Raw genomic sequence first — 11,888 nt, forward strand, 5'->3', positions numbered from 1 at the left:
GATGAACGAGACGGCGGTTGCACGTCAGGATGACGAGCCGGTGCTGGTCCGCACCTCACGCGAAAGCGACGTCGAGGCGATGCTGGCGATCTACCGCCATCACGTCCGCACTGGCGTGCCGCGCGACGTCGAGGGAACCGGCGCGCCGGAGCCCGACGATCTGCGCGACCGGCGCAAGAATCTGAAGCAGACGCGCCTGCCGCATCTGGTTGCGACCTATCGCGGCGAAGTGGTGGGCTATGCCTATGCGGTGCTGTTCCGCAAGCGTCCGGCCTATCGCTATACGGCCAAGCACTCGATCTACGTCCACCACGCGCATCTCGGCCGTGGGGTCGGACGGCTGCTGCTCCAGGGAATGATAGACGCCTGTGCCGCGGCCGGCTTCCGCCAGATGATCGGCTATATCGATGCCGACAACGCCCCGTCGCTGGCGCTGCACGAGCGGTTCGGTTTCACGCGCGCCGGCCTGCTCAGCGGTGTCGCCTATCGCCACGGCCGCTGGTCCGACACCGTCATGGTGCAACGGTCGCTCGGCGCCGGGACGACGGCCCCCCCGCCTGTCACGACTCCTGGCCGGTAGGTCTCACGACGGAAAGTCAGCCGGTCTGACCTGGATGCGGTCGGCATGCAACGACCAGTGATGCAACGCCTGGTCCTTGCAAAACCTGGCCTTCGCCCGCTCCCGGGCCTCGTCCTCATCGGAGGCGTCGATCTCGAGCGTGCCTTGGCACACCTCGATCTGCCGGCCGTACTGGCCGAGCACGTCCTTCATGAACCTGACGACATAAGTTGACATGGGACCTCCTGCCTGCCCCGGCGGCACTCTAATCCCATTTAGCCTGACTGCGGGAGGGGGATTTTGACGCGGATCAAGGTGGGAGGGCGGTTCTCGCCACCGTGTCGTTCCGGCGGCCCCTACCCCGGCGTCACCCCGAAGGCCTGCTTGAAACGCTCCGCGTAGACCGGCCAGACCTCCGGATTGATCAGGCGCGGCGGACGCTTGCCGTCCAGCACGTCAAGAACCTGCTCGGCGGCGATCCGGCCCATGTTCTGGCGGGCCTCGATGGTGACGCCTGCGGTATGCGGGCTCGCCAGCACGTTGTCGAGCTGGAGCAGCGGATGCTCCGGCGGCGGCGGCTCCTTGGACCAGACGTCGAGGCCGGCGCCGGCAATACGCTTGTCGCGCAACGCCCCGAGCAGCGCGTCCTCATCATGGATGAAGCCGCGCGCCGTGGTGACGAAATAGGCATGCGGCTGCATCAGCCCAAACTCGCGCACGCTGATCATGTTGCGGCTGCCCTTGTTGAGCGGGCAGGAGATCGAGACGAAATCTGCGCGGCGCAACAGCTCATCGAGCTCGACCTTCTCGCCGCCGCGCTCGGCCATCACCTCGGCCGACAGGTACGGATCATAGGCCAGCACCTTCATGCCGAGCAGGCCCTTGCACAATGCGGCGATGCGGCGGCCGACATTGCCGAGCCCGATGATACCGACGGTCTTGTGTTCGACCTCGTTGCCGACGAGCTCGTTGCGGTTGACGTCGCGCTCGCGGCGCAGGCGGCGATCGGACTGGATGATGCGCTTGGACAAGGTCAGCATCATCGCCAGCGCGTGCTCGGCCACGGAATGGGCGTTGCCGCCGGACTGGTTGACGACCAGCACGCCCGCGTCCGTGCAGGCCTCGACGTCGACCGGATCGAATCCGGCGCCGTTGCTGGAGACGAGCAGCAGGTTCGGCGTCCGCTTCAGGAAGGCGGCGTCGACATGGAAATGAGGCGCGAGCTCGTCGCGGGCGGCGCCGATCTGGTAGACATGGGCGGCACTGATGATCGGCGCGTAGAAATCCTCGGGGCTCTCGTTCTCGATGCGATCGAGCCGGACGTCGGGCCGCGCCTTCAGGATGTCGATGTAGATCGGATTGGCCAAATAATTGGAGTAGAAGACGCGCTTGCTGTTGACGGACATCAGGACCCTTCCGGCTCTCTCGAGGAGATCCGCAAGGCCGGCGCATCGAGCACCCCTTCCATGCGTCCCTCCGCTTTTTTTCGTTGCCGCCCCCTATGACATGGCGGTGCCGGCCGCGGCAGGCCATCTGGCGCAGATCACGGTCCGGCCCGGACATGTTGACAATCCGGCCCGCCGCGTCAAGTTCGGCAGACCGCCGTGACGTCCGAAAAACCAAGAAGCATGCGCGGCTGAAGGGAGAACGCAATGGCGATTGCGGAACAGCAGTCCTCGCCCCAGGCGAAACAGGAGTCCAGCGACAGGAGCTGGCACGGCATCGTGCAGCAAACCCTGAAGCGGAACGAGATCAGCCTGATCCCCTACGTGCCCGACCGCGTGCTGACGCCGCTGATCAAGAACCTGCACGCCGATCCGTTCTTCACCACCTTTGCCACCGCCCGCGAGGAGGAGGCCGTCGGCATCGTCTCGGGCGCCTGGATGGGCGGACGACGCGGCGCAGTGCTGATGCAGACGTCCGGCTTTGCCACGCTCGCCAACGTGCTGGCCTCGCTCGCGGTGCCCTACCAGATCCCGCTGATCATGTTCGTCTCCGAGCGCGGCACGCTCGGCGAGTTCAACTACGGCCAGTCGCTGGTCTGCCGCACCATGCGTCCGGTGCTGGATTCGCTGGCGCTCGAACACCACACCATCACCCGGCTCGACGAACTCGAATTCATTGCGGACCGCTCGATCAAGCAGGCCGTCACCACGCAGGCGCCGGTGGCGCTGATCCTCAACCCGCTGCTCACCGGCGGCAAGACTTTCGACAAGTGAGGTCGGCCAAATGAGTTCTGAAATGAACACGCGCAATACCAAGGTGATGAACCGCTTCGATGTGACCTCGCGCCTGATCGCAAAACTCAAGCACGAGGAAGCCGTGATCGGCGGCATCGGCAACACCAATTTCGACCTCTGGGCCGCCGGCCATCGCCCGCAGAATTTCTATATGCTGGGCAGCATGGGCCTCGCTTTCCCGATCGCGCTGGGCGTGGCGCTGGCGCAGCCCGATCGCCGCGTCTTCGCGCTCGAAGGCGACGGCTCGCTGCTGATGCAGCTCGGCGCGCTCTCGACCATCGCGGCCTTGAAGCCGAAGAACCTCATCATGATCGTGATGGACAACGGCATCTACCAGATCACCGGCGCGCAGCCGACGCCGGCGTCCAGCGTGGCCGACATCGTCGCCATCGCTGCCGGGTCGGGCCTTGGCAACAGCGCCTGGGCGGCGGACGAGGAGGATTTCGAGCGGCTGGTCGACGAGGCCATGTCGGCTGGCGAGCCCAGCCTGATCGCCGTCCGCATCGACGACAAGCCGGGCGTGGGGGCCACCCGCAGGGATCCCGTGCAGATCCGGGAACGCTTCATGCACGGGCTCGGCGTGCGCGAGCCACTTTAAAGTTTCGTCATTAACTACACGGCGATCTGATGCCGGCGCCCCGGCAGGCTGCTGCAATCCGTGCTAAGCGGATCGGATGTCCATTTTGGTTCGCTCCTCCGCCTGGCTGCTTGCCGCCGCCGTCGCCTTTGCAACCCTCGGCCCGCCCGGCCTGCGGCCCCATTCCGACCTCGGCCAGGACGGCGAACATGCCCTTGCGTTCATCCTGGTGGGATTCGCCTTCGGCCTCGCCTACCGGAGCCGCCGGACGTCCGTCGCGGCCATCTCGGTGGTCCTGATCGGCCTGCTCGAGCTGATGCAATTCTGGGCGCCGGGACGGCACGCGCGGCTCGAGGACTTTCTGGTCGATGCTGGCACCGCCTGCGTCGGCTTCACGCTCGCGGCCATCGCCGATTGGGTCAGGACCCGGTTTCGCGCAAATTCGGCCCTGACAAGCCAAGGCCCCGCGGAGTGATGCTCCGCAGGGCCCGCCTCTTCAAAGCTCAACGTCCGATCAGTCGATGATCTTGACGACGCGGCGTGTGCGCGGCTCCACGATCACGCGGCGATCGTTCACAACCGCATAACGATATTCGGTGTAGTTGGGCACGGGGCGCAGCACCACGGTCGCGGGCAGCGGCTCGCCGACCACGACGCGCTCGTGAACCACCACGGAGTCATCGCGCGGGATTCCACCCAGGATCGCATTCGGGATTTCCAGGCCAGCACCGACGGCCGCACCGACCGTGCCGCCGACCATGGCTCCGACCGGGCCGCCAATGTCGCCGCCAGCGCGTGCGCCGTTCCTGGCGCCTTGTTCGGTCGTCGACTGAGCAAAGGCTGCACTCGACGCCAGCAGTGACGCGGCAACCAACGAAATCGCAAGACGGGTTTTCATGTGCTTATGTCTCCAGTGATTGTCCTGCGCTCACAACCCGCGGGGCCGGACCATTGTTCCGGTTCCCGCGTGACGAAAGACAGGCCAAATCTGGCAAATCTGGAGAGTGTTACTGTGTAACACTTACGCCGCCGAAATCTCGTGCCCTGCCATCAGTTCCAGCGCGCGCACCATCGCCGAGTGGTCCCAACCCTTGCCGCCATGCGCGGTGCAGGACGAGAACAATTGCTGCGCCACTGCCGTGCTCGGCAGCGACAGGCCGAGCGCGCGGGCGCCTTCGAGCGCGAGGTTGAGATCCTTCTGGTGCAGCTCGATGCGAAAACCCGGATCGAAATTGCGCTTCACCATGCGCTCGCCATGCACCTCGAGAATGCGCGACGACGCAAAGCCGCCCATCAGTGCCTGCCGCACCAGCGCCGGATCCGCGCCGGCCTTCGATGCGAACAGCAGCGCTTCGCTCACCGCCTCGATCGTCAGCGCGACGATGATCTGGTTGGCTACCTTCGTCGTCTGGCCATCACCATTGGCGCCGACCCGGGTGACGTTCTTGCCCATCCTGTCGAAGACCGGCTTCATGGTGTTGAAGGTGCGCTCGGGGCCGCCGACCATGATGGTGAGGCTCGCCGCCTTGGCACCGACCTCCCCGCCCGACACCGGGGCGTCGAGATAATCCGCGCCGAGTGCCTCGATCTTCTTTGCGAACTCTTTCGTTGCGAGCGGCGAGATCGAGCTCATGTCGACCACGATCTTGCCCTTGGAGATACCGCTGGCAACGCCGTCCTTGCCGAACAGCACGGATTCCACATGCGGCGTATCCGGCACCATGATGATGACGGCATCGGCCTCCTCCGCGACCTCCTTGCCCGACTTGCAGGCGACACCGCCGGCCGCGATCAGCTCGGGCGGGACCGGGGCGACGTCATGCAGGAGAACGCGATGACCTGCGGCCAGAAGATGGCCGGCCATCGGCCGTCCCATGGTGCCAAGTCCGATGAAGCCGATGTCGATCATGGTTTTGGTTTCTCTCAGTTGCATTAGCGAAGTTTCATCCACGCGCTCGGTGCACCTCTCCCGCTTGCGGGAGAGGTCGGCGCAAAGCGCCGGGAGAGAGCTCTTTCCACCGGGGATTTTCTCAGTGCACCTCAATGAGCCCCATCGCAGAGGCATCCTCACCCCAACCCTCTCCCGCAGGCGGGAGGGGGAGCGCACCGTCGCTGTGGACACAGTTTCATGTCTCGAATGTCTGCGCGGCGTGCCAGGAAAGGCCTTCCAGCGTCGTGGTGCGCGGCTTGTATTCGCAGCCGATCCAGCCGCGATAACCGATCGCGTCGAGGTGGCGGAACAGGAACGGATAGTTGATCTCGCCGGTGCCGGGCTCGTGGCGGCCGGGATTGTCGGCGAGCTGGATGTGCGCGATCCGGGGCAGATATTCCTGCATGGTGCGGGCAAGATCACCCTCCATGATCTGCATGTGATAGATGTCGTACTGGATGAAGAGATTGTTCGACCTCACCTCGGAGATCAGCTGCACCGCCTGTTCGGTACCGTTGAGGTGGAAGCCGGGAATGTCGAGCGTGTTGATCGGCTCGACCAGCAGCTTGATGTTCTCCCGCGCCAGCGTCGAGGCGGCGAAGCGCAGGTTCCCGACCAGCGTCTCGTTGAGCTCGCGCGGATCGGCGTCGACAGGCGCGATGCCGACCAGGCAGTTGAGCTGCTCGCAATCGAGCGCCTTGGCATAGTCGATAGCGCGGAACACGCCGTCGCGGAATTCGGCGACGCGATCAGGCAGGATCGCGATGCCGCGCTCACCCGCTGCCCAGTTTCCGGCTGGCAGATTGTGCAGCACCTGCGTCAGCCCATGGTCATCGAGCTGCTCGCGCAACAGCGCCTTGTCGAAATCATAGGGGAAGAGGTACTCCACCCCGGAAAAGCCCGCCGCCTTCGCCGCGGCAAAGCGGTCGACGAACGGCATCTCGTTGAAGAGCATGGTGAGGTTGGCGGCAAATTTCGGCATGATGCTGTGCTCCTACTCTGCCGGCTGCAACACGCCCGGCCGCGCCCGCTCGACCTCGTCGAGTGGCAGATCCAGCACCTCCTCGAACTCGACGATGTTGTCGATCTCCGTGCCCATCGCGATGTTGGTGACGCGTTCGAGGATGAACTCGACCACCACGGGCACGCGATGCTTCGCCATCAGCTCGCGCGCGGTCGCGAATGCGGCCTGCGAGTCCTTCGGGTCGGTGACGCGGATCGCCTTGCAGCCGAGCCCCTCGGCGACTGCGACATGGTCGACGCCGTAGCCGCCGAGTTCGGGCGCGTTGATGTTCTCGAAGGAGAGCTGGACGTGGTAGTCCATGTCGAAGCCGCGCTGGGCCTGACGGATCAGGCCGAGATAGGAATTGTTCACGACGACGTGGATGTAGGGCAGATTGAACTGCGCGCCGACCGCCAGCTCCTCGATCAGGAACTGGAAGTCGTAGTCGCCGGAGAGCGCGACGATGGCGCGATCGGGACACGCCGCACGCACACCGAGCGCGGCGGGCAGCGTCCAGCCGAGCGGACCTGCCTGCCCCGCATTGATCCAGTTGCGCGGCTTGTAGACACCCAGAAACTGCGCGCCGGCGATCTGCGACAGGCCGATCACGGTGACATAGGTGGTATCGCGGCCGAAAGCCTTGTTCATCTCCTCGTAGACGCGCTGCGGCTTGATCGGGACGTTGTCGAAATGGCTCTTGCGCAGCATCGATCGCTTGCGATCGCGGCAGGCCGCGGGCCACGCCTGGCGCTCGCGGAGCCTGCCCGACCGGCGCCACTCCCTGGCGACGGCGACGAAGAGTTCAAGCGCGGCCTTGGCGTCCGAGACGATGCCGAGATCGGGATTGAACACCCGCCCGATCTGGGTCGGCTCGATGTCGACATGCACGAAGGTGCGGCCCTTGGTGTAGGTCTCGACCGAGCCGGTGTGACGGTTGGCCCAGCGGTTGCCGATACCGAGCACGAAATCGGATTCGAGCATCGTGGCGTTGCCGTAGCGGTGGCTGGTCTGAAGGCCGACCATGCCGGCCATCAGCACGTGGTCGTCGGGGATGGCGCCCCACCCCATCAATGTCGGCACTACCGGCACGTTCGCGATCTCGGCGAATTCGACCAGGAGGTCCGAGGCGTCGGCGTTGATGACGCCGCCACCCGCGACGATCAGCGGACGCTCGGCGGCGTTGAGCATGTCCAGCGCCTTCTCGACCTGCTTGCGCGTCGCGGCTGGCTTGTAGACCGGCAGCGGCTCATAGGTCTCGTCGTCGAACTCGATCTCGGCGAGTTGCACGTCGAGCGGCATGTCGATCAGCACCGGTCCCGGCCGCCCCGAGCGCATCACGTGAAACGCCTGGCTGAACACGCGCGGCACCAGCGCCGGCTCGCGCACCGTCACCGCCCATTTGGTCACGGGCTTTGCGATCGACTCGATATCCACCGCCTGAAAATCCTCCTTGTAGAGCCGTGCGCGCGGCGCCTGGCCGGTGATGCAGAGGATCGGAATGGAATCGGCGATCGCCGAATAGAGCCCGGTGATCATGTCGGTTCCCGCCGGCCCCGACGTGCCGATGCAGACGCCGATATTGCCGGCCTTCGCCCGCGTGTAGCCCTCGGCCATGTGCGAGGCGCCCTCGACATGGCGCGCAAGAATGTGGCGGATCGAGCCGCGCTTCTTCAGCGCCGAGTAAAGCGGGTTGATCGCAGCCCCGGGAACGCCGAAGGCGGTCGAGATGCCTTCCTTCTCCAGGATACGCACGGCAGCATCGATAGCTCGCATCTTCGCCATATCGGACCTCGCTCAGGTTGCGTCAGCGAGCGGGATCATCAGGCGCGCAAGATGCGATCTCAACGAGATCGATTTTATTTTCCACGATGCGGCAGCCGCGGAAAAATCGCGGCGGCTTCAGTCAGTTAGGCGAAGACAGGCGTGAAAGCGGATCACTCGAACAGCGGCGCCAGCTCCATCTGCGGCACCAGCACGAGGCCCTTGTCGGTGATGCGAATTTCCGGAATGACCGATAGCGGAATCAGATTGAAGCCCATGTAGGGGATGGTGCAGCCGGCTTCCGCCCATTCCTTCTTCAACACCTTAACCTCTTCGGCCACCTCGGTGACGCGCTTGTCGGACAGCAGGCCGGCGATCGGCAGCGGAACCAGCGCCCTCACCTTGCCGTCGGCGACGACACAGACGGCGCCCTGGTGTTGCTTGATCGCGGCAATCGCCACTTGCATGTCGCCCTCGTTGGTGCCGGCAACGATGATGTTGTGGCTGTCGTGCCCGACGCTGGAAGCGACCGCGCCCCGCTTCAGGCCAAAGTCCTTCAGCAGGCCATAGGCGACGTTGCCGGCGGATTTGCCGTGGCGCTCGACCACCGTGACGAAGCACAGGCCATAGCGCGCGAACAGCGACGGCCAGTCCTTTGCGGGCTCGATCGCGACCTTCTCGTGGATCAGCGTGATGCCCGGCAGTGCGGTCCTGATCGCGTTGACGGTGCAGGCCTTGGCCGGCAGCGCCGGCGTCAGCTTGACCTTCTCGGGCAGCTTCACGGTCGCATAGGCCGCCTTTGGATATTGATAGCGCTGCGACAGCGCCTGATCGAGCCGGGAGGTGATCTTGCGGTTCTCGACCACGAGCTCGCCGCCATACCAGGTGCATTGCGGCTTTAGATTGTCGTCCGTCAGCACCAGATCGGCGCGGCGGCCACCGCCGAGCCCACCGATGTCGCTGTCCATGTTGAAGCGCGTCGCGCCATGAAGCGAGCCCATCGACCATGCTTGCTCGGGCGACATCCCCGCTTTCACGGCCTCGCGCACCACCCAGTCGAGACCGAACAGAAGGAGGTCGTCGGCATCGCGGTCGTCGGTGCACACCGCGGTGCGCTTGTGCGAGGCGCCGAGCTCGGTGATGGTCCGGATCGCCTGCGGCAGCGAGTGCCACGGCGTAGTCGGCGGTCCCCCGCGCAGGAAGACCCAGACGCCGGCATCGAGCAAATCGTCGGCGATGTCGCGGTCGATCGCCTCGTGCGTATCGGTGACGCCAGACGCCGCATAGGCGGCCACAAACTCGCGGCCGTAGACGTGTCCGGACACCGGGCGTCCGCGCTTCAAGGCGGCGGCGAGGATCGCATGACTGCGCTCGTCGCCCATGGCGACAGGCACGAAATCCATCTTCTCGCCGAGCGCGACGGCTTCCGGCCAGCGGTCGAACAGGGCGGCGATCTTGTCGGGCGTGAGATCGCCGCCGGCGGTCTCCAGTTCCGCCGACGTGGCCGGCACCGTCGACGGCACCGTCAGGAAGATCGAGAGCGGCGCCTCGCGCGCATCCTCGAGCATCGCCTCGACGCCGGCGACGTCCATGACGTTGCCGATCTCGTGGCTGTCGCAGAAGATCGTGGTGGTGCCGTTGAGGAGCGCGGCCTCGGCATAGGCGCAGGCCGTCACCATCGAGGATTCGATGTGGATGTGCGGGTCGACCAACCCCGGCGCGATGATGCCGCCGGCCGCGTCATAAACCGCAACGTCGCTCCACACCTTCCTGGCCGTGCCGGCCGGCTTCACGGCAGCGATGCGGCCACCGGTGATCCAGACCTCCCGCCCGGGATGAATGCGTTCCGAATAGGTCGAGAGCACCCGCGCGCCGGTGACGACGAGATCCGGCCCGAGACGCGCGGAAGCGACATCGGCCAGACGCCGGGTCATCGAATGCAGGGGTGCGACGGCGAAGCGGGTGAGTTTGGTCATCGGGACCCTCGCATGGCGTTATGGCCACGCGATGGTTACGCCCTGCGCCGGACCGGGCAAGCGCAAATATAACGGCAGGTCCTGCTTACGCCTTGGGCGGCGAACCGCCTGGCGTCCCTGGCCTTGCAGGTCTGCGCGAGTTCCGCCGTCTCGGGGCTGGTGCGGCAGCGGGCTTGACCCGGATCCGCATCGACCTCCCATTCTGCTCGTCGATCTCGAAGGAATTCGTCTTTCGCACGAGGTCACTCAGCTTGCGGAAGCCGAACGTTCTCGGATCGAAATCGGAAGCGAGGTTGGCAAGCTGGCGGCCGACTTCCCCGAGCGTCACCCAGCCGTCCTCGCTCTCCATCTGGGTAATGACCTTCTTGATGATGGGGGTCGCCGCATCAAGCGGCTGAAGCGACGCCGATCTCGAGGCGGCCTCCTGTGTGTTCGCTGGGGCGGCCAGCAGGTTCTCCGTGTAGACGAACCTGCGGCAGGCTTGCCGGAAGCTCTCCGGCGTCTTCTGCTCGCCGAACCCGAAGACGTCGATGCCCTGCTCCCGGATGCGGGCGGCCAGGCGGGTAAAGTCGCTGTCGGACGACACCAGGCAAAAGCCGTCGAACCGGCCGCTGTGAAGCAGGTCCATGGCGTCGATGACCAGGGTGATGTCGGACGCATTCTTCCCAGTCGTATAGGCAAACTGCTGCTGCGGGATGATGGCGTGTTTGGACAGGATGTCGGCCCAGCCCCTGGACCTGGCATTGGAGAAATCGCCGTAGATGCGGCGAACGCTGGCCTCGCCGATCTTGGCAATCTCCTCGAACAGTCCATCCGCGATCTTGGCGGACGCGTTGTCGGCATCGATCAGGACGGCAAGACGGGGCGAACGGAGCTCGGACGGCATGACATTCCCCAAAAGGATGCGACAACGGTTGATCGATATACCGATGTTGGGGCTCTTGCCGCCAGACCTGATTTTTCAAGAGGCGCGCCGGAACGCAAACTCTGCTCAATCCGGCTTGGCCGCCGGCATCACGCCGCCCAGTGCCGCCGTCAGTTCCGCCGCCACATCCCGCACCACGCGGCCGATCTCCGGCAGCCGGGCGTCGGTGACGCGGCTGGTCAGACCTGAGACGGAGATCGCGGCGAGCGGCTCGGCGAGCGCATTGTAGACCACGGCGGCGACGCAGCGCAGACCCATCTCGGCCTCTTCGTCGTCCACCGCAAAACCTTGCTTCCGGATCGTCGCGAGTTCCTTGAAGAGGTCGCTCGGACGCACGATGGATTTCTCCGTCAGGCGCGGCATGCCGTGATGACGGATGACGGCGCCGACGTCCTCGTCGGAATAGGTCGCGAGCACCGCCTTGCCGACGCCCGACGTCACCATGGGAACGCGGCCGCCGACCTTGGTCAGCGAGCGCATGATCTCGCGGCTCTCCATGCGCGTCAGCACGATGATGAACTCGTCGTCGACGACAGCGAGATTGGCGGTTTCACGGGTGAGATCGCGCAGCTTGCGCAGGTACGGAATCGCCTGCGCCGTGAAATTGCGCCGCCGGGCAAAACTCGCGCCCACCGTGAAGCTGCGCACGCCGACATGCCATTTGGATTCGGCACGGTCGAACTGCACGAAGCGGCGGCTTTCCAGCGTGGCGAGCAGGCGGTGGACGGTGGAGGCCGACAGGCCGGTCCGCACGGCGAGGTCGCTGAGGCGATAGCCCTCGTCGTCTTCGGCGAGCGTCTCGAGGATCGACAGCGCGCGGTCGACGGACTGCACGCCGCCGTCGCGCGCCTCGTGATCGGCCTCCACGGGCGACCTGGGCTCGAGCGATTTGCGCCGGATCACGTTCTTGCTCATCG

The 11,888-nt window shown here is 65.4% G+C and carries 13 protein-coding genes; 4 read left to right on the top strand and 9 right to left on the bottom strand.

Annotation, left to right across the window (positions count from 1 at the left end; genetic code table 11):
- Window position 1 precedes the first annotated feature (1 nt).
- Window positions 2-580, top strand: coding sequence for a GNAT family N-acetyltransferase (locus tag OC450_RS09040; protein WP_211383001.1), 579 nt, complete (start codon window positions 2-4; stop codon window positions 578-580).
- Between the two features lie 3 nt (window positions 581-583).
- Here OC450_RS09040 and OC450_RS09045 read toward each other — a convergent pair whose 3' ends face one another.
- On the bottom strand, window positions 584-796 hold the full coding sequence (locus OC450_RS09045) for a hypothetical protein (protein WP_211383000.1): 213 nt from the start codon (window positions 794-796) through the stop codon (window positions 584-586).
- 119 nt (window positions 797-915) lie between these two features.
- Window positions 916-1,965 (bottom strand): hydroxyacid dehydrogenase, encoded by a 1,050-nt coding sequence (locus tag OC450_RS09050; protein ID WP_211382999.1) that lies wholly within the window; start codon window positions 1,963-1,965, stop codon window positions 916-918.
- 246 nt (window positions 1,966-2,211) lie between these two features.
- On the opposite strand from OC450_RS09050, the gene OC450_RS09055 reads away from it, so the two are divergent.
- The 3 genes from OC450_RS09055 to OC450_RS09065 all read left to right on the top strand — a co-directional run bounded on the left by OC450_RS09055 (window position 2,212) and on the right by OC450_RS09065 (window position 3,851).
- Complete coding sequence (locus tag OC450_RS09055; RefSeq protein ID WP_211382998.1) at window positions 2,212-2,778, top strand: thiamine pyrophosphate-binding protein; 567 nt, start codon at window positions 2,212-2,214, stop codon at window positions 2,776-2,778.
- A 22-nt stretch (window positions 2,779-2,800) separates the two neighbouring features.
- Window positions 2,801-3,397: a thiamine pyrophosphate-dependent enzyme gene (locus OC450_RS09060; protein ID WP_262047710.1), complete on the top strand. Its 597-nt coding sequence runs from the start codon at window positions 2,801-2,803 to the stop codon at window positions 3,395-3,397.
- 76 nt (window positions 3,398-3,473) lie between these two features.
- Window positions 3,474-3,851 (top strand): VanZ family protein, encoded by a 378-nt coding sequence (locus tag OC450_RS09065; protein ID WP_211382996.1) that lies wholly within the window; start codon window positions 3,474-3,476, stop codon window positions 3,849-3,851.
- A gap of 39 nt (window positions 3,852-3,890) precedes the next feature.
- On the opposite strand, the gene OC450_RS09070 is transcribed toward OC450_RS09065, so the two are convergent.
- The 7 genes from OC450_RS09070 to OC450_RS09100 all read right to left on the bottom strand — a co-directional run bounded on the left by OC450_RS09070 (window position 3,891) and on the right by OC450_RS09100 (window position 11,886).
- Window positions 3,891-4,274 (bottom strand): DUF1236 domain-containing protein, encoded by a 384-nt coding sequence (locus tag OC450_RS09070; RefSeq protein WP_211382995.1) that lies wholly within the window; start codon window positions 4,272-4,274, stop codon window positions 3,891-3,893.
- A gap of 123 nt (window positions 4,275-4,397) precedes the next feature.
- Entirely contained in the window at window positions 4,398-5,285 is an 888-nt protein-coding gene (locus OC450_RS09075; RefSeq protein ID WP_262047827.1) for a 2-hydroxy-3-oxopropionate reductase, read from the bottom strand.
- A gap of 217 nt (window positions 5,286-5,502) precedes the next feature.
- Window positions 5,503-6,288: a hydroxypyruvate isomerase gene (gene hyi / locus OC450_RS09080; protein WP_211382993.1), complete on the bottom strand. Its 786-nt coding sequence runs from the start codon at window positions 6,286-6,288 to the stop codon at window positions 5,503-5,505.
- A gap of 12 nt (window positions 6,289-6,300) precedes the next feature.
- Entirely contained in the window at window positions 6,301-8,091 is a 1,791-nt protein-coding gene (gene gcl / locus OC450_RS09085; protein ID WP_211382992.1) for a glyoxylate carboligase, read from the bottom strand.
- Between the two features lie 152 nt (window positions 8,092-8,243).
- Window positions 8,244-10,046: an adenine deaminase gene (locus tag OC450_RS09090; protein ID WP_262047711.1), complete on the bottom strand. Its 1,803-nt coding sequence runs from the start codon at window positions 10,044-10,046 to the stop codon at window positions 8,244-8,246.
- A gap of 85 nt (window positions 10,047-10,131) precedes the next feature.
- Window positions 10,132-10,932 (bottom strand): NYN domain-containing protein, encoded by an 801-nt coding sequence (locus OC450_RS09095; protein WP_211382990.1) that lies wholly within the window; start codon window positions 10,930-10,932, stop codon window positions 10,132-10,134.
- A gap of 105 nt (window positions 10,933-11,037) precedes the next feature.
- A complete protein-coding gene (locus tag OC450_RS09100) occupies window positions 11,038-11,886 on the bottom strand; it encodes an IclR family transcriptional regulator (protein ID WP_211382989.1) in 849 nt (282 codons plus the stop codon).
- Window positions 11,887-11,888: the final 2 nt, after the last annotated feature.

The organism is Bradyrhizobium sp. Bra78 (assembly GCF_024519855.1).
Classification (GTDB): domain Bacteria; phylum Pseudomonadota; class Alphaproteobacteria; order Rhizobiales; family Xanthobacteraceae; genus Bradyrhizobium; species Bradyrhizobium japonicum_G.

What these genes read in the sequence shown, in the direction of transcription:
- OC450_RS09040 (WP_211383001.1), top strand. Translation starts at nt 2, where the DNA reads ATGAACGAGACGGCGGTTGCACGTCAGGATGACGAGCCGGTGCTGGTC.
- OC450_RS09045 (WP_211383000.1), bottom strand. Translation starts at nt 796, where the DNA reads ATGTCAACTTATGTCGTCAGGTTCATGAAGGACGTGCTCGGCCAGTAC.
- OC450_RS09050 (WP_211382999.1), bottom strand. Translation starts at nt 1,965, where the DNA reads ATGTCCGTCAACAGCAAGCGCGTCTTCTACTCCAATTATTTGGCCAAT.
- OC450_RS09055 (WP_211382998.1), top strand. Translation starts at nt 2,212, where the DNA reads ATGGCGATTGCGGAACAGCAGTCCTCGCCCCAGGCGAAACAGGAGTCC.
- OC450_RS09060 (WP_262047710.1), top strand. Translation starts at nt 2,801, where the DNA reads ATGAACACGCGCAATACCAAGGTGATGAACCGCTTCGATGTGACCTCG.
- OC450_RS09065 (WP_211382996.1), top strand. Translation starts at nt 3,474, where the DNA reads ATGTCCATTTTGGTTCGCTCCTCCGCCTGGCTGCTTGCCGCCGCCGTC.
- OC450_RS09070 (WP_211382995.1), bottom strand. Translation starts at nt 4,274, where the DNA reads ATGAAAACCCGTCTTGCGATTTCGTTGGTTGCCGCGTCACTGCTGGCG.
- OC450_RS09075 (WP_262047827.1), bottom strand. Translation starts at nt 5,285, where the DNA reads ATGATCGACATCGGCTTCATCGGACTTGGCACCATGGGACGGCCGATG.
- hyi (WP_211382993.1), bottom strand. Translation starts at nt 6,288, where the DNA reads ATGCCGAAATTTGCCGCCAACCTCACCATGCTCTTCAACGAGATGCCG.
- gcl (WP_211382992.1), bottom strand. Translation starts at nt 8,091, where the DNA reads ATGGCGAAGATGCGAGCTATCGATGCTGCCGTGCGTATCCTGGAGAAG.
- OC450_RS09090 (WP_262047711.1), bottom strand. Translation starts at nt 10,046, where the DNA reads ATGACCAAACTCACCCGCTTCGCCGTCGCACCCCTGCATTCGATGACC.
- OC450_RS09095 (WP_211382990.1), bottom strand. Translation starts at nt 10,932, where the DNA reads ATGCCGTCCGAGCTCCGTTCGCCCCGTCTTGCCGTCCTGATCGATGCC.
- OC450_RS09100 (WP_211382989.1), bottom strand. Translation starts at nt 11,886, where the DNA reads ATGAGCAAGAACGTGATCCGGCGCAAATCGCTCGAGCCCAGGTCGCCC.